Origin of the sequence: Streptomyces sp. MMBL 11-1 (assembly GCF_028622875.1) — a bacterium.
Taxonomy (GTDB): Bacteria; Actinomycetota; Actinomycetes; order Streptomycetales; family Streptomycetaceae; genus Streptomyces.
In genome coordinates this window covers 4,302,335-4,321,680 of sequence record NZ_CP117709.1, presented here as the reverse complement: position 1 = coordinate 4,321,680, position 19,346 = coordinate 4,302,335, and the positions used below count along the sequence as shown (strand labels likewise).

Here is a 19,346-nt window from a genome sequence, read left to right as displayed (position 1 = left end):
ATGGCCGGGAGTTCATCGTCGGATATGACAACGCCCCAGCTCAAGGGGTTCAGACCAGCAAATTGCTCATAGGGCGTTCACAGATCCTACAAAACAGGTTCGATCATGTGCGGGGAAATTCGGCGGCGACCGTTTCGGCGATCTGTGCCACGTTCAAAGCCGCACCTTTTCGGAGATTGTCACCGCAAAGGAACATTTCCAGGGCATGCGGATCGTCCATCGAACGCCGGACGCGGCCCACCCACGTCGGGTCGGTGCCCACCACATCGGACGGGGTGGGGAAATCTCCGGACGCCGGGCTGTCGAAGAGCACCACGCCGGGGGCGGTCGCCAGGATCTCGTGCGCCCTGTCGACGGCGACCTCGTTCTCGAAGCGGGCGTGGACGGACATCGAGTGCGTGGCGATGACGGGGACGTACACGCAGGTCGCGGTGGTCCTGAGATCCGGCAGTCCCAGCACCTTGCGGCATTCCTCGCGGATGGCGATCTCCTCGGAGGACCAGCCGTCCCCGGCGTCCGTGCCCGCCCAGGGCACGACGTTCAGGGCGACGGGTGCGGCGAACGGGCTCGCCGTCGCTTCCGTACCGTCCCCCAGGGCCCGGCGTACGTCCCCGGGGTGGGTGCCGAGCTCCGTGCCGGCCACCAGCGCCAGCTGCTCGCGCAGGGCCGCGACGCCGTCCCGGCCGGCGCCGCTGACCGCCTGGTAGGAGGAGACGATCAGCTCGCGCAGCCCGAACTCGGCGTGCAGGGCGCCGACCGCGACGATCAGCGACAGCGTGGTGCAGTTCGGGGACGCGACGATGCCACGCGGCCGGAGCCGGGCGGCATGGGGGTTGATCTCCGGGACGACCAGCGGCACGTCGTCGTCGAGGCGGAAGGCCGCCGAGTCGTCGATGACGACGACACCCTTGGCGGCGGCGATCGGGGCCCAGCGGGCGGAGACCTCCTCCGGCACCAGGAAGAGGGCCACGTCGATGCCGTCGAACACGTCCTCGGCGAGCGCGAGGACCTCGCTCTCCTCGCCGCGCACGGCCAGCTTGCGGCCGGCCGAGCGCGGCGAGGCGACGAGTCTGACCTCGCCCCAGACATCCGCGTGCTGCGAGAGGATCCGGAGCATGACACCGCCGATCGCCCCGGTCGCGCCGACGACCGCGAGCGAAGGGCGGTGTCCGGTCATCGGCCGGTGCCTCCGTAGACGACGGCCTCGTCGGAGTCGCTGTCGAGCCCGAAGGCGGTGTGCACGGCGCGCACGGCCTCGTTGACGTCGTCGGCGCGGGTGACCACCGAGATGCGGATCTCGGATGTCGAGATCAGCTCGATGTTCACGCCCGCGTCGGACAGCGCCTCGAAGAACCCGGCCGTGACGCCCGGGTTGGTCTTCATACCGGCGCCGACCAGGGAGATCTTCGCGATCTGGTCGTCGTAGCGGAGCGATTCGAAACCGATGGTGCTCCGGGTCCGCTCCAGGGCGTCGATGGCCTTGCGGCCCTCCGCCTTGGGCAGGGTGAAGGAGATGTCCGTCAGGCCGGTCGTCGCGGCGGAGACGTTCTGCACCACCATGTCGATGTTGACCTCGGCGTTGGCGATGGCCCGGAAGATCGCGGCGGCCTCGCCGGGCTTGTCCGGGACGCCGACGACGGTGACCTTGGCCTCCGAGACGTCGTGGGCGACTCCGGAGATGATCGCGTGCTCCACCTGCTGGTCCCCTTGCGGCTCGTTGCTGACCCAGGTGCCGCGCAGTCCGGAGAAGGACGAGCGGACGTGGATCGGGATGTTGTAACGGCGTGCGTACTCGACGCAGCGGTGCAGCAGCACCTTGGAACCGGACGCGGCCAGCTCCAGCATGTCCTCGAAGGAGATCCAGTCGATCTTCTTCGCCTTCTTCACGACCCGGGGGTCCGCGGTGAAGACGCCGTCGACGTCGGTGTAGATCTCACAGACCTCGGCGTCCAGCGCGGCGGCCAGCGCGACGGCGGTCGTGTCCGACCCGCCGCGGCCGAGGGTCGTGATGTTCTTGCCCTCCTGGCTCACGCCCTGGAACCCGGCGACGATGGCGATGTTGCCCTCGTCGATCGAGGTCCGGATGCGGCCCGGCGTGACATCGATGATGCGCGCTTTGTTGTGGACCGAGTCGGTGATGACACCGGCCTGGCTGCCCGTGAACGACTGGGCCTCGTGGCCCAGGTTTTTGATCGCCATCGCCAGGAGGGCCATGGAGATCCGCTCGCCGGCGGTCAGCAGCATGTCGAATTCACGGCCGGTAGGCATCGGAGACACCTGCTCGGCGAGGTCTATCAACTCGTCCGTCGTGTCGCCCATCGCGGACACCACAACAACCACTTGGTTGCCGTTCTTCTTGGCGTCGACGACTCGCTTGGCAACCCGCTTGATGCCCTCGGCATCGGCTACGGAGGAGCCTCCGTACTTCTGCACGACAAGGCCCACGTGCGCTCCTCGCTCAGTCATTACTGCGGTCGGCTCAGTCTAACGAGCAGCCCGGAATCGACCCGCTCATATCAGCTGATGAGATGTCCCGCTCACCAGCCGGTACGGCGTGTCGCCCGAACCGCTCGTACGGGGCTGTTGCCCACGCAGCGCGGGAGCACTCCCGTTTGTGTCCCAGCCCACACCGTCGGCGGGAAACGCGCGAGTCGGGACCCGTCGGACGGATGAGGGGCGGGCCCCCTCACCCGTCCGGCGGGCGCGTCTCACCCGTCCGGCGGGCGCGTCCGCCGCGGCTTACGGCAGCCGCTGTATCTCCGTCTCGGACAGCACGCCCTCGTAGGCGTACACGCTGTCCACGACGCCCTTCAGGTGCTCGCCCCAGCCGTCGGCGGTGCGGGCCCGGCCGAGCTGGAGCCCACCGGTGCTCCTCCAGGCGGTGTCGAAGGCCGCGGTGCCGCCCTCGGACTCCTTCCACCCCTCCACGTAGAAGGACATCTGGTTCGCCGAGGCGTCGTGGACGACGGTCACCCGGTGCCCCGCGCCGATGTCACCGTCGGGCCACTCGATCCGGCGGAGCACGGTCTCCGGCGCACCCGGCTCGTCGGCGTGCGCCAGCACCAGGTCCCAGCTGGAGTTCTCCGGGTCGAAGCGCACCTTGAAGGCGTCGCCGTGCTCCCCGCCCTGGGAGATCGCCGTCATCGGCCCCGCCGGAGCGTCGTCGGTGAGCCGGACGCGGGCGCTCACGGTGAAGCTCCCCGAGGTGTCGACCACCGGCGCGTCCGTGGCCGCGTGGCCCGAGACGCCGTCGAGACGGAGGTGCCCGTCGCCCTCCAGCGGCCAGTCCTGGACGCAGTCCGGGTCGAAGACGTCGCAGGGGTGGTCGAGGCGGTAGACCGAGGCGCCCGCGCCCAGCTTCACGGGTGCGCCCCCGCCCGTCTCCGGGGCGAGGCCGTCGGGCGCGGTGTCCAGCGCCCAGTGGCCGGCCCGCCGCGCGGCACGGGTCGCGAGGGCCGTCAGCTCCTCCGGCACCACGATCCGGTCGTACGCCCGAACGTCACCGATCTCCCCCTGCCAGCGGTCCCGGTAGCCCAGCGCCCCGCGCGCCCGGCCGATCTGGAAGGCGCCCTCGCCCGCCGCGGGGACGGCGGCGGCCTCCTCGCCGACCGCGCGGCCGTTCACGTACAGCCGGGCCGTGCCGGTCCCGGCGTCGTACTGGCCGAGCACGTACGCCCAGTCGCCGGTCTCGGGCAGCCCGCCCGTGACCCGCGCCCCGCCGACGGCGAACGACCAGGCGGGGGCGGAGCCCGCCTGGGTCAGCCCCAGGGTGAACGCTCGCCCCGTGCCCGCGTCCTGCGAGAGGACCGTACGGGTGCCGTCGACGCGCGCCGGCCGCACCCAGCCGCCCACCGCGAAGTCCTTCGCGGTGTCGACGACGGCCGGGGCGCCCGGGGTCAGGAAGCCGTGGCCCGATCCGTCGAGCGAGGCGGTGGAGGTGAGCGGGGTACCGGAGGGCGCGGGCGCGCCGAACGCGACCCCCGCACCGGCCCGGGCCGCGGTGCCGTTCTCGGCGGCGGCCGAACGGGCCCCCGTCGCGTCGGCGAGCTTCCACCGGGCCACCGGGGCGGGCCCCTCCCCGATCAGGAAGGTGTAGCTGGTGCGCGGGCCGCGGTTGCCCGCCCGGTCCTGCGCCTGAACGGCGAGGACCTGGCGGCCGGACTTCTTCGGCACGAAGCTGATCTCGGCCGAACCGTCGGGCCGGACGTCGGCCGTGTGCGGCGGCTCACCCATGAACTCGTAGGCGAAGGCGACGACGTCCTCGGCCCGCGCCGCGAAGCGGAAGGTCCCCCGGACTCCGGCGCCGGGCGTCCAGGTGTTGTCGTCCGGATAGTCGGAGGAGGTGACGACCGGGGCGTCGGGGTGGGTGCGGTCGTACACGAACTCGCAGGGCGCGCCCGGCGCTTCGCTGCTCCAGGCGGAGGCACCCGCGTCGTTGACGGCCCGCACCCGCCAGGACACGACGGTCTCGTCGGGGATGGTGTCCGGCAGCTGCCAGCTGAACGGAGCGGTGTCGAGCAGCGTGCTGGTGGTCGTGGTCACGCGCTCCTCGACGCCGCCCTCGCCCTGCCACCACGCCTCGAACTCGCCCCGGACCTTGCTCTCTTCACCGGGCTGCCCGCCGCCGGGCCCGTACAGCCGCGCCGTCAGCCGCGGCACGGACCCCACGTACGGCCGTTCCCCGCCGGATACGCACGCCGAGTACTCCGTCGCCAGATCGGCGGTCCGCGGCTGCGTCGGCGGAAGTCCTCCGGCCGCTGCCAGAACGGTGCCCGGCGTCGCCAGCACCGTCCCGGCGGCGAGCACGGCCGCCACGGCCGCCCGTCTCACTCGTCTCGCTCGTCCCTGTCCTGTACGTCCTGTCATGCGCGTTCCCTCCCCGGTTCTGCCCTTGAAGATCGGAGATCAAGAGCTGAGCGAGGCTAACAACCGGACGCGACACCGCCACTGGAATATCTGCACGCCGGAACAACCGGCTCAGCCCGTCGTCAGCGTCTCCACGACGACCTGGGGTTCTGCGCGGCCATGATGCGCACCTTCAGTCGGCGTACTCCTTGAGCTTCTCGGTGTCGAGCGGGAAGCCGACCGGCCCGGGCAGCTCGACGACCGCGCCGAAGGGCCGGGTGGTGGCGGAGCGGTACGCGCCCTTCTCCGGCTCGGTGAAGACGGTGACCGAACACGCCTCGCGGTCGACGAGCAGGTAGACCGGAATACCGGCCGCCGCGTAGCCGTCGGGCTTCTCGACCCGGTCGCGCCGGTTGGTGTCGGCGTCACGGGAGGTGACCTCCACGGTCATCAGTACGCCGGTGGGGTCGGCCCACTCCCCCGCCCCGGCGAAGTGCTCGTCAGGTGCGAGAACGCCGTCGGGGCGGGCCCGGCCCCCGCGGTACGCCTCGATCGCGAGGCCCTGGTCAGGGAAGAGCGACAGTTCCGGACGCCGCTGCATGCACTGCCTCAGCAGCCACATGACGATCGCCCCGTGATTGCCGTCAGGCGCGGGCTTTACCTGGACCTTTCCGTTGATGAACTCCAGCCGCACCAGTTCGGGGGCTCGGCGGGCGAGTTCCTCGAACTCCTCGACACTCATCTGCGGCTGGGCGGTGGTCCTGGGGGCCATGGGGTCGCCTCCTTGCCTCCATGGTGCCCCGACCGGGATCTCCCGCACGTTCACCGGCGCGGCCTCGGAGCCGGGAGGACCGGACGGACGGTGGCCGAGCGGAGTTCGGCCATGCGGGCGGCGACGTCGACCTCGGCGCGCGGGCGGGCCAGGAAGGTGTCGGGGACGTCGCCGGTCAGACCGGCCGCCTCGTCGCGGGCGACCTGGGCGCGGCAGTCGGAGCACACGCCGTGGTCCAGATTGGTCGTCGTCTCGTCCTCGTCGCAGAAGAGGCACATCATCACCATGCGCACGATCTGCTCGCCCGGGTGGTCCTTCTCCGGCCGGGGTGCGGGGCTCGGCGGCATCTTGGTCTCCAGTCGTGTACGGAGGAGGGGTCCGGCGGAGTGCACGGACGCCGGCAGGCCCGAGGTCAGGGCCTGGGTGATCTGTTCGCGGCCGACGCCGCGCGCCAGCCACTCGCCGACCAGGTGTTCCAGCTCCACGCAGTCGCCCTCGGAGAGCTGGAGCCGGGGCTCGCGGCGGCCGAGCCCGGCGAGGACGTCGTACGCCTCCGAGCGCGCGGCCCGGACGCCGGGCTCGGGCTCCTCGACCGTTTCGGCGGCAGCGGGGGCAGCGGGGGCCGGGGGCTGGCCGGGCGCGTCCAGGCCCCGGACGAACCGCACATGGGCGGCCCACCAGTCGGCGTCGCGGGCGGTCCGGGAGAAGTACGTGCGCGTCACCCAGCGCATCTGGCCGTCGGCCACGGCGACATGGACCCTGATGCGCCGGAGGTGCCCGGCCCGGGTCAGCCGGTCGAGCGCGCTGCGGCACGCCTGCTGCCCGTAGTCCGGCAGCTCCTCGGCAAGAACCTTGTAGCCGATCCCGCGCCTTCGGGGAGCCGGTCGATGTACGCGGCGATGGCCGCCTCACGCGGCTCCAGACCGGCGAAGTCGTGGGCGCGGGGCGGGTCCTGGTCGGGGGCGTGACGCTTCCCGTACCCGGCTTTCGCCATGGGGTGGGCGGGCGCGCGCAGGGCGGCACTAAGGTTGGCGGAAGCCATGGGGATCGTCTTTCTAAGGGGTTCGATCTCTTACGGTCAGACCCCGGTCGGTGTTGGTAGCACCACCGGGGTTGTCCGTTTTACGGATAGTGGGTTGCTGATCGTGAACCTAGAGCGTGCGTACGCTCCGGCGCAACCCGGTCACCAACCGTCACTTCTGGTCGAATTCGCGCAGCCCACAGGGCAGTTCGGAACCTTGTCGGGGAGTGGGTAGGGAGGGTGGGTGGGTTGAACCCCACCACCCCTTCCTACAGAGAGAGCTCGAAGCCCGGTGCTCGCGACTCGGGGCTTGAGCTTCGGGCGGACCTGCGGGATCGCGCCCGGGCGGGACACGGGGCGTCAGGACGCCATCCCGCCGCCGTCGCGGTCGCGGTCGCGGTCGCGGTCGCGTCGTACGTCCTCCCGGATCCGCTCCGTCATCAGATCGGCGAGCGGATCCCTCACGTCCCAGGAGTGCGCGGCGGGGTGCCGGTCGTACAGCATGCAGGCGTCCCCTTCCCTGACGGACAGCCGGTGGATGACCGCCGGGCACGGCAGCAGTTCCGTGAAGCGGAACGTCCGGCGACCGTCGCCGTCGGTCCAGAACATCCCCAGCTCGTACACCTGCCCGGTTCAGCGCGCTCACCCAGGAACCGACCAACCGGCTTGATCTCAAGGCCGGTTGAGGTCCTAGCGTTCCCCTCATCGAACAGGCCATGACCGGACAGAGGAGCGCTCAGCGATGATTTTGGTGACCGGTGCGACCGGGAACGTCGGCAGCGAGCTGGTGCGGCAGTTGCACGCGGCCGGGCACGGAATCGGCGTCCGGGCGCTCAGCCGGGACGCGGCGCGGGCCGGGGCCGCGGTGCCCGACGGGGTCGAGGTCGCGGAGGGTGACCTGGGGCGGGCCGAGTCGCTGAAGTCCGCGCTGGGAGGGGTGCGTTCACTGTTCCTGATCCCGGGCGTCGGCGACGACGCCGGAGTGCTCGACGCCGCCCGGGACGCGGGGGTGGAGCACGTGGTGCTGGTCTCCTCCATCACCGTCATGACCCATCCGCACCTCGGCCCGGCGCGGGCGAATCTCGCCGTCGAACGCCGGCTGCGGGAGAGCGGGATGGAGTGGACCGTCCTGCGGCCGACGCAGTTCGCCTCCAACACCCTCTGGTGGGCGCAGTCCGTGCGCGACGAATCCGTGGTGCGCGTGCCGTACGCGGATGTCGGGCTGCCGACCGTCCACCCCGCCGACATCGCCTCGGTGGCCCGTGCGGCGCTGGCCGGGCCGGGTCACCGGGGGCGGACCTACCCGCTCACCGGGCCGCAGCGGATCAGCCCGCGGCAGCAGGCCGGCGAACTGGGGCGGGTGCTGGGCCGGAAGGTGGCCTGCGTCGGGGTCACCCGGGAGGAGGCCTACCCGCCGATGGCCGCGACGATGGGGGCCGAGGTCGCGGACAGCGTCCTCGACCTGATGGGCGGCGACGTCAACGACGCGCTGCTGGCCGTGCACGACACCGTGGCCCGGGTCACCGGCTCGCCCGCCCGCCCCTACCGCCGCTGGGCCGAGGAGAACGCCGACGCGTTCCGGTGACCGCCCGCGCGTTCCGGTAGCCGCCCGGCGTTCCGGTAACCGCCCGCGCGTTCCGGTGGACAGCGGGCGCGTTCCGGTGGGCAGCGGGCGCTACTTCACCGGGCGCAGGCCCAGCGGGCCCGCGATCTCCTCGATCATCACGCGGCCCGCCGCCTCGGCGAGGTCCTCCTCGCCCGGGTCCTGGTCGGTGTCCAGGCCGTCCAGCTCCTCCAGGGGCTGGCCGAGGCGGATGTGGGCGACCAGGGACTGGAGGGCGCGGAGGGCGGCGGAGGCGGTGGAGCCCCAGTTGGAGAAGTACGAGAACTGCCACCACCACAGCGCCTCGGCGGTGCGCTCGGCTTCGTAGTGCGCGAGGCCGTGGCCGAGGTCGGTGACCAGGTCGGCCAGGTCGTCGGAGATCCGGTGCGGGACCGGGGCCTTGCGGGGCTCGTACGGGTCGAAGACCTCGGAGTAGACGTCGATCGGCTCCAGCAGCGCCGCGAACCGCTCGCGCAGGCCGTCCGCGTCCGGCTCGGCGCCGAGGTCCGGTTCGTACCGCTCGTCGGGCAGGACGTCCTCGTACGCGCCGAGGCGGCCGCCCGCGAGCAGGAGCTGCGAGACCTGGAGGAGCAGGACCGGGACGGCCTCTTCCGGCTCGTCGACCTTGGACACCTCGGTGACCGCGACGATGAACGTCTTGATCTGGTCCGCGATCTGGACGGCGAAGTCGCCCGGGTCCTGCGTGACGGAGTTCAGCGTGGCGTCAGACATCGAGGGGACCTCCCGTGGGCGCGGTCACAGACGGTGAAGCGGACGACGAAGGGGACTGCGGAGGGAACAGCGAAGGCGACGGCGAAGGGGACAGCGGCGACGGAGCGGGCGACAGAGCGGGCCGCGATGCGTGACGGGGGCGTACTGCGGTGGTGTCAGACATCCAGCAGCCGCCTTCCCTCGAAGGCGCGGCCCAGGGTGACCTCGTCGGCGTACTCCAGGTCGCCGCCGACCGGCAGACCGCTGGCCAGCCGGGTCACTCTGAGGCCCATCGGCTTGACCATCCGCGCCAGGTACGTCGCGGTGGCCTCGCCCTCCAGATTGGGGTCGGTCGCGAGGATCAGCTCCGTGATGGAGCCGTCCGCGAGCCGCGCCAGCAGCTCGCGGATGCGCAGATCGTCCGGGCCGACGCCCTCGATCGGACTGATCGCCCCGCCCAGGACGTGGTAGCGGCCCCGGAACTCACGCGTCCGCTCGATCGCCACGACGTCCTTGGGCTCCTCGACCACGCAGATGACGCTCCGGTCGCGGCGCGCGTCCCGGCAGATCCCGCACTGCTCCTGCTGCGCGACATTGCCGCACACCTCGCAGAACCGGACCTTGTCCTTGACCTCCAGGAGGGCGTGCGCGAGCCGGCGTACGTCGGTGGGCTCGGCCTGCAGCACGTGGAAGGCGATCCGCTGCGCGCTCTTGGGACCGACGCCGGGCAGCCTGCCCAGTTCGTCGATGAGGTCCTGAACAACGCCTTCGTACAACGGAACGCCTTTCTTTGCTTCCTGCTCCGTACCGTAGTGGGTACGGGTCGGTACCAGTAGGCCCGCGGACCCGCCCGGGACCGGGCCGGCGGTACGGGACCGGACCGGGCCGGGCGGTAAACGGGACTGGGCCGGTCAGGCCTGGGGGCCGGTCAGAACGGCAGGCCGGGGATGCCGCCCCCGCCGCCCAGGCCCTGCGCCAGCGGGCCGAGCTTCTCCTGCTGGAGCGCCTGCGCGTTCTCGTTGGCCGCCTGGACGGCCGCGACGACGAGGTCGGCGAGCGTCTCGGTGTCCTCCGGGTCCACCGCCTTCGGGTCGATCACCAGGGCGCGGAGCTCGCCGGAGCCGGTCACCGTGGCCTTCACGAGACCGCCACCCGCCTGTCCGTCGACCTCGGTCCTGGCCAGTTCCTCCTGGGCCGTGGCGAGATCCTGCTGCATCTTCTGGGCCTGCTGGAGCAACTGCTGCATATTGGGCTGGCCACCACCGGGAATCACGGTCACTCCTGGCATTTCGACGACAAATGTTTCGGTAAGCCGAGCCTACGTGCTCCCCGGTCACCGCGCTCCACCCACCAGGGACCAACTCTTTCGGGTGAGATTCAGGAACCGGCGTGAGTGCTCCTATACCTGACCAGCGGCCGTGCGCAGGCGGGAATCCCGCGATTCCGACCCCACGGCCCACCATTCGGCGGTAGGAAGGGCATGCACATCGAAACACGAGCGTGCATGTGCGGTGACGCAGAGTTACCCCTCAGGGGTTTTCGGTCGCGCGGACCGCCCCGCCCTCTCCGGGCCGGCCGGGTCCGGTTCCGGGAGGCCCTACGCGTCGTCCCGTCCGTCAGAGTGCAGAGGAGTGCCCCGGTGAGTCAGCCGGAGATGCAGCCCGAGGGGCCGCCCCGCAAAGAGACCGATGCGGGATCCGGTGAGAACGGAGCTGAGCATTCCGCTTCCGGCCCGGCCAGGGGGCGCCCCGCCGGGCGCGATCTGACCGGGCGCCCGTTTCCCCTCGGCGACTGGGGCGAGCCGGCCGAGCGGCTCGACGAGCTCTACCGCTGGGTCGAGACCGGCGCGCTGGACACGGCCGACTGGTATCTCAACGACCGGGTCCGCAAGCGCCGGGCCGCCAGGGCCCTGCGGATGGGTACCGCCATCGGGGGGGTCGCCGGGGCCGCCCTGCCGCTGCTCGACCTGACCGGCGTCCTGAGCGGGTCGGCGGGCTGGGGCTATCTGTCCCTGCTGCTGGGGGCCGCCTGCATGGCCGGCGACCGGTATTTCGGTCTCACCTCCGGGTGGATAAGGAATCTCGCCACGGCCCAGGCAGTGCAGCGGCGGCTCCAGGTGCTCCAGTTCGACTGGGCCTCGGAGTGCGTACGGGAGACGCTCGGGCCGACCGAGGGCACGGCCAGCGAGGCGGCCGAACGGTGCCTGGGGGTGCTGCGGAGGTTCTCCGAGGACATCACCGAGCTGGTGCGGTCGGAGACGGCGGACTGGATGGTGGAGTTCCGGGCGGGCCCGGCGCCGATGGGCACGCAGGCCCTGGCGACGGGGAGCGCCGGAGGGCGCGGCGAGTCGGGGGCGGCGCCGGGGCGGTTCTCGATGCCGTCGGTGGCGGCGCGGCCGAACATGCCGCGGCAGCGGCCGCCGGAGTCACCGCGGTGAGGACCCCGGGCCCGGGGCGGGGCGACGGGTGCCGGGGGCCGGGGCAGGGGGGTGCTGGTGGTGCGGGGCGGTGGGTGCCGGGGGTGCGGGGTGGCTCCTCGGGGGCGCTGCCCCCGGACCCCCGGTCCTCCATCGCCGGACGGGCTTGAATGCAACGTGTGCCGTGCCGGACACGGCCTAGCTGAAGATGATCATCGAGCCCTGGGCCAGGCTGCGGGTCGCCGCCGCGTGGAGACCCAGCCAGACGTGGCGTTCCCGGGCGAACGGGCTGTCGTCGTAGGGGGGCGCCTCCGCCGGTTCCTCCAGGGCCGTGGGGCCGGAGGGCGGTTGCGGGGCGGCCGGCGGGTTGGCCGGGTCGATGCCGATGGACGGGGCGACGAACTGCAGCTCGCGCAGCAGCCCGTGCGAGGAGCCCAGCGGCCCGCCGCCCGCCAGCAGCGCGTCGTCGGAGAGCGGCACCGGGAAGTCCACCGGGACGTACGCCCCCGCGTGGTCGTAGTGCCACACCAGGTGCGACTGCTGGGCGCCTTGTTCGAACATCTCCAGGAGCTGCTCGTAGTCGCCGTCGAGACCGGCGACGGGGGTGACGGCGAGGCCGCTCAACTGGAGCAGGTAGGCGCGGCGCAGGAAGTGCAGGGCGTCGTAGTCGAAGCCGGCCACGGGGGCGACCTCGCCGTTGAGGCCCGGCATGTAGGCGTAGACGGGAACGGGCGGCAGCCCGGCGTCGTTCAGCGCCTTGTCGTAGACGGCGATCTCTTCGGCGAACGGATTGTCGGCGCTGTGGCACAGCACATCGACGAGGGGGACCAGCCACAGGTCACAGGCCACGAAGTCTCGCTCTCCAACAGGTTCGGGCGATCGTCGGGACAGCGTAATGCGGGGCGAACCTCACGCACAGTGCCCCGGGGCCTGCGGGGACTCCGGCGGCACCGGCGCGTCTCCCCCCGCCGCCCGCGCCTCCAGCCGGTCCGCCCAGGCCAGCGCGTGCGCGTAGTAGGAGTGCATGGCGGCGTGGACCTGCTCGTGGTCGCCCCGGGAGATGGCCTCGACGAGGTCCTCGTGGCCGAACCACAGCACGTCCTCGTCCATGCCGTCGCGGCGCAGCCGGTGCACGGCGAACACCCAGGCCTGGACGCGGAGACGGGCGAGGAAGTCGGTGACGTACGGGTTGAGGATGAACTGCCCCAGCTCCCGCCAGAACCGCAGGTCGTACCCGATCAGCACGTCGAGGTCGCCGCCCTTCGCCGCGCGGACCGCCTCCGCGGCCCGGCGGCGGATCGAGGCGAGAGTCTCGGGCCGGACGGCGACCCTCTCGGCGGGGGCGCGGAAGAGGCCCTCGACGACGAGGGCGCGGGCCTCGGCCATCGCGCGGAAGTCGGCGACGGTGAACTCGCGCACCTGGAAGCCGCGGTGCTGGTCGGAGACGAGGAGCCCCTGCGCGGAGAGGTCGAAGAGCGCCTCGCGGACGGGCGTCGCGGAGACCCCGTACTGCTCGGCGATCTGCTTGACGGTGAACTCCCGGCCCGGCGGAAGACGCCCTGCCAGCACCTCGTCACGCAGCGCGTCGGCGATCTGCTGGCGCAGGGTGTTGCGCGTCACACCTCCGCTCGGACTCATACCGGCCCCCATCCGTCCGTACCTCTCCGTCCCCGTTCGCCGACCGTTTCCGGCGGGGGTCACCACTGGCTCGGGTCACCTTAAGCCAGGGCCGCCGCCGTGCCCGATTCCGGGCACGGCGGGGATGGGCACAGCGTCGATCGCGCAGGGAAGCGGTTCGTCCGGTCACCCGGCGTACGGGCCGGGAGCGGCGTTACGCGCCCTGGACCGTGTACGAGTCGGCGACGGAGAGAGCGACGTCCAGGGCCGCGAGCCCTTCCTTGGCCTCGGCCTCGGAGACGTTGCAAGCGGGGACGGCGTGGGTTCGGTTCATGTTGATGAACGGCCACAGACCCTGCTTCTTCGCCGCCGCCCCGAAGGCCGCCATCGGGGCGTTGGCCTCGCCCGTCGCGTTGTACGGGACGAGCGGCTCGCGGGTCTCCCGGTCACGGACCAGCTCCAGTGCCCAGAACGCGCCGAGGCCGCGCACCTCGCCCACCGAGGGGTGGCGGTCGGCGAGTTCGCGCAGGCCGGGGCCGAGGACGGTCTCGCCGATCCGGGCCGCGTGCTCGACGACCTTCTCGTCCTCCATCACGCCGATGGTGGCGACGGCGGCGGCGCAGGCCAGCGGGTGTCCGGAGTAGGTGAGGCCGCCGGGGTAGGGGCGGGTCTCGAAGGTCGCGGCGATCTCGGCGCTGATGGCGACGCCGCCCAGCGGTACGTAACCGGAGTTGACGCCCTTGGCGAAGGTCAGCAGGTCCGGCACGACGTCGAAGTGGTCGGCGGCGAACCAGGCGCCGGTGCGGCCGAATCCGGCCATCACCTCGTCGAGCACGAAGACGATCCCGTACCGGTCGCAGATCTCGCGGACGCCCGCCAGATAGCCCGGCGGCGGGGTCATGATGCCCGCCGTGCCCGGGATGGTCTCCAGGACGATCGCGGCGATGGTGGCCGGGCCCTCGAAGGCGAGGGTGTCCTCCAGGTGCTGGAGGGCGCGGGCGCACTCCTCGGCCTCGTTCGCCGCGTGGAACGGGGAGCGGTAGAGGAACGGGGCCCAGAAGCGGACGACGCCCGCCGAGCCGTTGTCGGAGGGCCAGCGGCGCGGGTCCCCGGTGAGGTTGATCGCGGTGGAGGTGGCCCCGTGGTACGAGCGGTAGGCGGAGAGCACCTTCGTGCGGCCGGTGTGCAGCCGGGCCATGCGGACGGCGTTCTCGACGGCCTCCGCCCCGCCGTTGGTGAAGAAGATCTTGTCCAGGTCACCGGGGGTGCGCTCGGCGATGAGGCGTGCGGCCTCGGAGCGCGCCTCGATCGCGAACGCGGGAGCGAAGGTGGCGAGCCTGCCCGCCTGCTCCTGGATCGCGGCGATCACGGTGGGGTGCTGGTAGCCGATGTTGGTGTAGACGAGCCCGCTGGTGAAGTCGAGGTAGCGGTTGCCGTCGTAGTCCCAGAAGTAGGACCCCTCGGCGCCGGCGACGGCGAGCGGGTCGATGAGGCCCTGGGCGGACCAGGAGTGGAACACGTGCGCGCGGTCCGCGGCCTTCACGGCCGCACCGGCCGCGGGGTCGGCGGACGGGGCATGAGGGGCATGAGGGGTCATGCGGCGAGCGTAGGCGCTGGTGGCGGCGGCCCCAATGGCCACCTTGTACGGCCTGGAGCGGAAGGATCGGCAGGGTGTCGGGTCCGGGGCGGCGGCGGGCCCCCTCACCACCCATTGAGGGCGGAACCCTCCCGGTCTCGGGCCTCGGTCCTACCGGGCCGACACCTCCGGGCACCGGCGTTGTCGCGTGCGTCGCGCCTGGCCGATCAGGGTTCCGTCCTCGAACCCCGGACGGGCCGGGGTGCGCGCCCGCGCCCGTACGGTCGACGGGTCCGCCCTCGCGCGCCGGGCGGGCCGGAAGAGGAAGGCGGGCGCCGGGCGGGCGGGAACGGCGGGACGGGAAGGCGCGGGGCTGGGGTCAGCGGGCAAGGTTGGCGAGGTAGCTCTCGGTGGCGCTCCAGGGGGTCAGCTCGATGCCGAATCCACCGGTGCCGGTAGGGCCCTGGATGTGGACGAGGCGCCCGGACAGGTGGACGGTGTCGCCCTCGCGGAACGCGCCGGTGTAGGCGCCGAGGTAGCTGCGCAGCTGGGTGATGCGGCGGGCGAAGACTTCGGCTTCGTCGATCGTGGAGGCCATCACGGTTTCGACGGCGATGCCGTAGAGCGCCGGTGTCGCGAGGCCTTCCTGGTGGTCGGTGATCCGGGCGAGCACGCTGATGTGCCCGACCTCCCACGCGGTCACGTCGTGGAAGGTCCGGTCGCCGTCGGCGCGCAGCGGTTCGCAGTTGATGTGGGCCCCGGCACCGGTGGTCAGTCCTTGCAGTTTCCGGGCTTCCTGTCGCAGCAGCATGTCGAAGGACGATCCGGCCATGTACTTCGCACGGCGCAGGTACAGCCGGGTCAGGGCCTCACCCTCGTACGGGCGGATCAGTGACCGCTCGGTGAACAGGTTCTGGGCTGCCTCGTAGCCACGGGGCCCGTAGCAGACCAGGTCGATGTCCGAGCGTGCGCCCGCCACACCGACGAGGAAAGAGCCCGTGACGCCGATGACGTGGTCGACCTCGTGGTCCACGATCCAGCCGATGACGGCGAGCAGATCCTCACTCACCGCGGAGCCGTCCAGCAGGTCCGGCGTCTCGTGCAGAGCGGCCAGGGCTTGTCGGCACGAGTAGTGCATCACCACGTCCTCGCGGGGCACGCCGGTGATCACACATCCGATCGCGGGCGAGTAGACATAGCACTCGGGGCGGTCGGCCAGGATCCCGAACGCCTTGGAGACCACCGTGTTCTGCCGGTAGGTCCTTCCGAACAGCGTCCGGTCACCGCGCTCGTCGGGGTAGTACTTCACGTATCCCAGCCAGTGCGAGCCCGGATGGACGTCGCCGATCACCTTGAAGATGACGCCGGACCGGTCCAGCAGGTAGTCCCGGTCACGGACGAACGGCAGGGCCCTGCCCAGTGGCGAAACTGTCGAGGGTCGGGAAGAGGGCGGTATCGATGTTCCCGGTGCGCTCATACTGCTCGAGTCCCTTCAGGAAGAGGTGACGCCGGTACTGCCACTTCTGGTGCTTGTCGGCCCGGGCGGGATCGGTCGGGCGCATCAGCGCCAGGAAGAACAGGCTCTTGATCAGGAGAAAGGCCCCCTGGTGCGGACTGACCGGCGGGTGGCCGGCGGCCCGGGCTGCCGAATCGAGAACGCCCAGGTACCGCTCGCGCTGCTGTGGGGTGGCGGCGTAGCCTTTGGCGCCCCCCTTGAAGGGGATGACCTCCAGGGCCAGGACGACGTCGTATCCCGGGGGCGTCACGCCGTGGTGCTGCCAGTCGATGACCCCTGCGGGCAGGACATTCGGCAGGCCGTAGTCGAGGTGGCCCCACACCATGGGTGTGCCGGCGAGCTCGTCCGTCACCCGGGTGAGGGCCGCCCGGGTGCGGTGGGTGCCGAGGTCGGGGTTCTCGGTGAAGACGTTGCGCGTCCAACCCGCCTGTTCGACCCACCGTCGTAGAGCGTCGGGTCCCCGGTCGACGGGGTGTGCGGCCTGGGCGGCAAGCAGTCGGGAGGAGACTTCGGCGAGCTGGTCGACCACCTGGTCGGACAGCTCCCGTCCGCCGTCCAGGGACGCCAGCGCCTTCTCGTGCAGCGACTGCCCGCCCAGGGATTCCTCGTCGACGAAGAACGTGCCGGTGCTCGTCTCGCCGTGGTCAAGCACCTGCGGTACCGGGTAGCCCAGAGCGGCGGCCATCTGCTGGAACGCCGCCTCGCGCCGCAGCGCCGTACCGCCGGTCCTCCGATATCGGGTGCCGTCGGCCGAGACGTAGACCACCCCGTCGGCATCGGCTGTGCGCGTCTTGACGAACCGCCAGTCGGCCAGATCCATCAGGGTGCTCCTCTCGTCGGGCCCATCGGACCGCGTGTGTCCTCTCGGTCGGACAGGGCGCAGGCCAGCGCCCGAGCGCCCGTCACCCAGCGCATATCACCTGCCGCGGCGCAGTGCCGCAGGTCGGCGAGGAGGTCACCCGGGGGAGTCGCCGGTCGGGCGAGGTGGGCCCGGCGCAGGAGCTTCAGCAGGGCGGGGATCCGGGCGGCGCTGATACCGGCCCGCTCGCGAGCGGCGCACAGCGGCAGGTACCAGTCGGTGAAGAGGTCCTGTACCTCCTGGGCACGGTGCACCTCGTACAGCTGGGCGCTCGCCGCGGCCTCGTAGGGGATCTTTCCGTGCAGCGCGTACCGCAGCCTGACCGGCCCGTGCCGGCGGAACGGGGCACCGTAGGCCGCCACGTGGGCCGCGGCGTTCTCGGTCACCGTCATCACCGGCCGCACGGCACCGAACGCGCCTGCGGCGGCCAGCACCGCGACGTGCAGCCCGGCCCGTGGGTCCAGCACCATGCCCTCCAGCCCGAGCGGTGACAGATCCACTCCGTGATCCCGGGTGCGGGAGAGCACGAGCAGCTGAGGTGCGTGGTGGGCGATGGTGAACAGGTGCGACGGGGTTCGGGCCCCAGCCGCGTGTACGTCGTCCCGCCCGAGGACGGGGCCGTACGCGGTACGGTCGAAGACCAGCAGCGGACGGCGCGTCACCCGGCCGCCACCGTGGCCGCAGGAGCGGCAGTCGCCTGCCGCACCCCCGCCGGCCATGTACCCGCAGCGAGTGCAGAGCCGGACCGGCAGGTCCCGCACGGTCAGCGTTCCGTCGGCCAGCAGATTTCTGGTCATGTCCAGTGCCAGACCGGCCACTTGATGATCGGCGTCGGTGCGCAGGCCCCCCGTCGGCATCGGGCCGGGTGCGTACTTCGCCAGGAGTGCCTCCTGCTCACGCTGCTGCCTGCCCACCGTGTCCCGGTCTGCTGCGCAGCGGTGGCGCACGTCCCCGGCGAGCGTGACGGTGTTCCACAGGTGCGGCACCGGCACCAGACCGAGCAGGGCGTTCAGCGCCTCAGCAATCCGTATCCCCGCAGCCTTGCCCGGTCGCTCAGCGAAGGTGAAGTCACCGTTCTGCACTGGCCCGTTGAAGTAGACGACGCTGTTCATCACGCGTTCTCCCCTCAGCAGCCGGGCTCGGCGACGCCGACCCCGCGGAAGCGACGTCCGCGCCGCTCGTGGACCAGAACCCCCGCGTTCGGCATCCGGCGAACCCTGGCCCGTCGGCCTGCCCAGGCAGCGCCGGCACCGTGGCGCCCAGGGCTCGCCGGTACCGCGAGGAGTACATTCGCGTTCTCGATCGACTCGGCATGGCGTACGACAGCGAGGAGCATGCGTCACCCCCAGGTGAGACGACGGGGACCAGAGGCGGTCCGCAGCGGGATGCACCACGCCACTGACGTCGCGTCAGAACTAGGACTATCTTCGGCAGCACTCGATAGAGCGTCAATAGAGCTAGGACTATCGAGTGAGATTGTCCGGATCCGAAGGAAAGCAGGAGGTACGGATGAGCAGCCCCGCCTACCGGCAGATGGCCGCTGAACTGCGCGCCGCCATCGAGGACGGGACCTATCCCGCAGGCGGCACCCTGCCGAAGATCATCGACCTTGCCCAGCAGTACGGGGTTGCCAAACAGACCGCCCGCGAAGCCGTGACCGAGCTCGAAGCCGAAGGCCTGGTCGACGTCACCCGCCGTCGCGGAACCGTCGTCCGCGCCCAGCCCGTCCGGCGACGCCTCACGCGCGGCCGTCAGGTCCTCCGCGACGAACGTGGCTACTACTTCGACGCCTCGGCCCAGCCCTGGATCGCCCTCGAACCACCCGCCATCACCTGGGCACCCGCGCCGCGCGACATCGCCACCCTCCTCGGGCTCCCCGAAGGCGGGGGGCAGCAGGAGGTGCTGGTGCGCGACCGCGTCATGGGAGAAGCCGCCACCAGGGAACCGCTCCAGCTGGCTACCAGCTACCTGCCCGCATCCCTCGCCCGCGGCACCCGGCTCGCCCAGCAGGACACGGGCCCCGGAGGTATCTACGACCTCCTCGAACAGATGGGCCACGCCCCGTTGTCCTGGGAGGAAGCCGTCAGCGCCCGCATGCCCACCCCCAGTGAAAGCGCCCGCCTGCGCCTCCCCAAAGGCGTCCCGCTCCTGCGCATCACCCGCACCACCACCGGCCCCGACGGCGCCGTCCTCGAAATCAACGACACCCGCATGTCAGCCGACACCTTCGACATCGGCTACCCCCTCGCCCGGCACCCCTCCGCCCAACGCCCCTGACAGCAGTTGTCCGGGAGCTTCGCCACCTTCCGAGCCGATTCAAGCCCCTACGGCGCCCGAGAGGTCGGAACCCGCCCCGGTGTCGGGGCCCGGCCTTGCCTGGCCGGCACCTCCGGGCACCGGTGTGTTGTCG

Annotated in this window: 16 protein-coding genes and 2 pseudogenes; 3 read left to right on the top strand and 15 right to left on the bottom strand. The window is 71.7% G+C overall.

Annotated elements, in window-relative coordinates:
• Positions 1–103: 103 nt before the first annotated feature.
• The 6 genes and pseudogenes from PSQ21_RS19000 to PSQ21_RS18970 all read right to left on the bottom strand — a co-directional run.
• The gene (locus tag PSQ21_RS19000) at positions 104–1,177 is read right to left on the bottom strand and encodes an aspartate-semialdehyde dehydrogenase (protein WP_274031778.1); all 1,074 of its coding nucleotides are present in this window, start codon (positions 1,175–1,177) and stop codon (positions 104–106) included.
• Positions 1,174–2,445 (bottom strand): aspartate kinase, encoded by a 1,272-nt coding sequence (locus tag PSQ21_RS18995; protein ID WP_274031776.1) that lies wholly within the window; start codon positions 2,443–2,445, stop codon positions 1,174–1,176. The genes PSQ21_RS19000 and PSQ21_RS18995 overlap by 4 nt, the downstream gene beginning before the upstream one ends.
• A 294-nt stretch (positions 2,446–2,739) precedes the next feature.
• Positions 2,740–4,866, bottom strand: coding sequence for a LamG domain-containing protein (locus tag PSQ21_RS18990; RefSeq protein ID WP_274031775.1), 2,127 nt, complete (start codon positions 4,864–4,866; stop codon positions 2,740–2,742).
• 172 nt (positions 4,867–5,038) lie between these two features.
• A complete protein-coding gene (locus tag PSQ21_RS18985; RefSeq protein ID WP_274031774.1) occupies positions 5,039–5,617 on the bottom strand; it encodes a Uma2 family endonuclease in 579 nt (192 codons plus the stop codon).
• Between the two features lie 50 nt (positions 5,618–5,667).
• Positions 5,668–6,659, bottom strand: a pseudogene (locus tag PSQ21_RS18980) (hypothetical protein).
• A 339-nt stretch (positions 6,660–6,998) separates the two neighbouring features.
• Positions 6,999–7,256 (bottom strand): annotated as a pseudogene (locus PSQ21_RS18970) (hypothetical protein); the annotation flags it as partial.
• Between the two features lie 124 nt (positions 7,257–7,380).
• On the opposite strand from PSQ21_RS18970, the gene PSQ21_RS18965 reads away from it, so the two are divergent.
• Entirely contained in the window at positions 7,381–8,223 is an 843-nt protein-coding gene (locus tag PSQ21_RS18965) for an NAD(P)H-binding protein (RefSeq protein ID WP_274031769.1), read from the top strand.
• Positions 8,224–8,313: 90 nt separating this feature from the next.
• Here PSQ21_RS18965 and PSQ21_RS18960 read toward each other — a convergent pair whose 3' ends face one another.
• The 3 genes from PSQ21_RS18960 to PSQ21_RS18950 all read right to left on the bottom strand — a co-directional run bounded on the left by PSQ21_RS18960 (position 8,314) and on the right by PSQ21_RS18950 (position 10,225).
• Positions 8,314–8,973: a DUF5063 domain-containing protein gene (locus PSQ21_RS18960; RefSeq protein WP_274031768.1), complete on the bottom strand. Its 660-nt coding sequence runs from the start codon at positions 8,971–8,973 to the stop codon at positions 8,314–8,316.
• Positions 8,974–9,128: 155 nt separating this feature from the next.
• A complete protein-coding gene (recR, locus tag PSQ21_RS18955; RefSeq protein ID WP_274031767.1) occupies positions 9,129–9,728 on the bottom strand; it encodes a recombination mediator RecR in 600 nt (199 codons plus the stop codon).
• 152 nt (positions 9,729–9,880) lie between these two features.
• A complete protein-coding gene (locus PSQ21_RS18950) occupies positions 9,881–10,225 on the bottom strand; it encodes a YbaB/EbfC family nucleoid-associated protein (protein ID WP_097868468.1) in 345 nt (114 codons plus the stop codon).
• Positions 10,226–10,591: 366 nt separating this feature from the next.
• Between PSQ21_RS18950 and PSQ21_RS18945 the strand changes: the two genes are divergently transcribed.
• Positions 10,592–11,389: an SLATT domain-containing protein gene (locus tag PSQ21_RS18945; RefSeq protein ID WP_274031765.1), complete on the top strand. Its 798-nt coding sequence runs from the start codon at positions 10,592–10,594 to the stop codon at positions 11,387–11,389.
• Positions 11,390–11,566: 177 nt separating this feature from the next.
• Here PSQ21_RS18945 and PSQ21_RS18940 read toward each other — a convergent pair whose 3' ends face one another.
• From PSQ21_RS18940 to PSQ21_RS18915, 6 genes are all read right to left on the bottom strand, one after another.
• Complete coding sequence (locus PSQ21_RS18940) at positions 11,567–12,217, bottom strand: hypothetical protein (protein ID WP_274031764.1); 651 nt, start codon at positions 12,215–12,217, stop codon at positions 11,567–11,569.
• 60 nt (positions 12,218–12,277) lie between these two features.
• Positions 12,278–13,006, bottom strand: a complete 729-nt coding sequence (locus PSQ21_RS18935) for a GntR family transcriptional regulator (RefSeq protein ID WP_274031763.1) — start codon at positions 13,004–13,006, stop codon at positions 12,278–12,280.
• Between the two features lie 193 nt (positions 13,007–13,199).
• Positions 13,200–14,582, bottom strand: a complete 1,383-nt coding sequence (locus PSQ21_RS18930) for an aspartate aminotransferase family protein (protein ID WP_274031761.1) — start codon at positions 14,580–14,582, stop codon at positions 13,200–13,202.
• A 358-nt stretch (positions 14,583–14,940) separates the two neighbouring features.
• Positions 14,941–16,038 (bottom strand): hypothetical protein, encoded by a 1,098-nt coding sequence (locus tag PSQ21_RS18925; RefSeq protein ID WP_274031760.1) that lies wholly within the window; start codon positions 16,036–16,038, stop codon positions 14,941–14,943.
• A complete protein-coding gene (locus PSQ21_RS18920; RefSeq protein ID WP_274031758.1) occupies positions 15,953–16,897 on the bottom strand; it encodes an aminoglycoside phosphotransferase family protein in 945 nt (314 codons plus the stop codon). The genes PSQ21_RS18925 and PSQ21_RS18920 overlap by 86 nt, the downstream gene beginning before the upstream one ends.
• On the bottom strand, positions 16,897–18,048 hold the full coding sequence (locus PSQ21_RS18915; RefSeq protein ID WP_274031757.1) for a hypothetical protein: 1,152 nt from the start codon (positions 18,046–18,048) through the stop codon (positions 16,897–16,899). Before PSQ21_RS18915 ends, PSQ21_RS18920 begins: the two co-directional genes overlap by 1 nt.
• A 397-nt stretch (positions 18,049–18,445) precedes the next feature.
• Between PSQ21_RS18915 and PSQ21_RS18910 the strand changes: the two genes are divergently transcribed.
• Complete coding sequence (locus PSQ21_RS18910) at positions 18,446–19,213, top strand: GntR family transcriptional regulator (RefSeq protein WP_274031756.1); 768 nt, start codon at positions 18,446–18,448, stop codon at positions 19,211–19,213.
• The last annotated feature ends 133 nt before the right edge of the window (positions 19,214–19,346 follow it).

Coding starts and splice junctions, on each gene's coding strand:
- PSQ21_RS18930 (WP_274031761.1), bottom strand. CDS start 14,582: ATGACCCCTCATGCCCCTCATGCCCCGTCCGCCGACCCCGCGGCCGGT.
- PSQ21_RS18935 (WP_274031763.1), bottom strand. CDS start 13,006: ATGAGTCCGAGCGGAGGTGTGACGCGCAACACCCTGCGCCAGCAGATC.
- PSQ21_RS18910 (WP_274031756.1), top strand. CDS start 18,446: ATGAGCAGCCCCGCCTACCGGCAGATGGCCGCTGAACTGCGCGCCGCC.
- PSQ21_RS18925 (WP_274031760.1), bottom strand. CDS start 16,038: ATGAGCGCACCGGGAACATCGATACCGCCCTCTTCCCGACCCTCGACA.
- PSQ21_RS18965 (WP_274031769.1), top strand. CDS start 7,381: ATGATTTTGGTGACCGGTGCGACCGGGAACGTCGGCAGCGAGCTGGTG.
- PSQ21_RS18990 (WP_274031775.1), bottom strand. CDS start 4,866: ATGACAGGACGTACAGGACAGGGACGAGCGAGACGAGTGAGACGGGCG.
- PSQ21_RS18960 (WP_274031768.1), bottom strand. CDS start 8,973: ATGTCTGACGCCACGCTGAACTCCGTCACGCAGGACCCGGGCGACTTC.
- PSQ21_RS18915 (WP_274031757.1), bottom strand. CDS start 18,048: ATGAACAGCGTCGTCTACTTCAACGGGCCAGTGCAGAACGGTGACTTC.
- PSQ21_RS19000 (WP_274031778.1), bottom strand. CDS start 1,177: ATGACCGGACACCGCCCTTCGCTCGCGGTCGTCGGCGCGACCGGGGCG.
- PSQ21_RS18920 (WP_274031758.1), bottom strand. CDS start 16,897: ATGGATCTGGCCGACTGGCGGTTCGTCAAGACGCGCACAGCCGATGCC.
- PSQ21_RS18985 (WP_274031774.1), bottom strand. CDS start 5,617: ATGGCCCCCAGGACCACCGCCCAGCCGCAGATGAGTGTCGAGGAGTTC.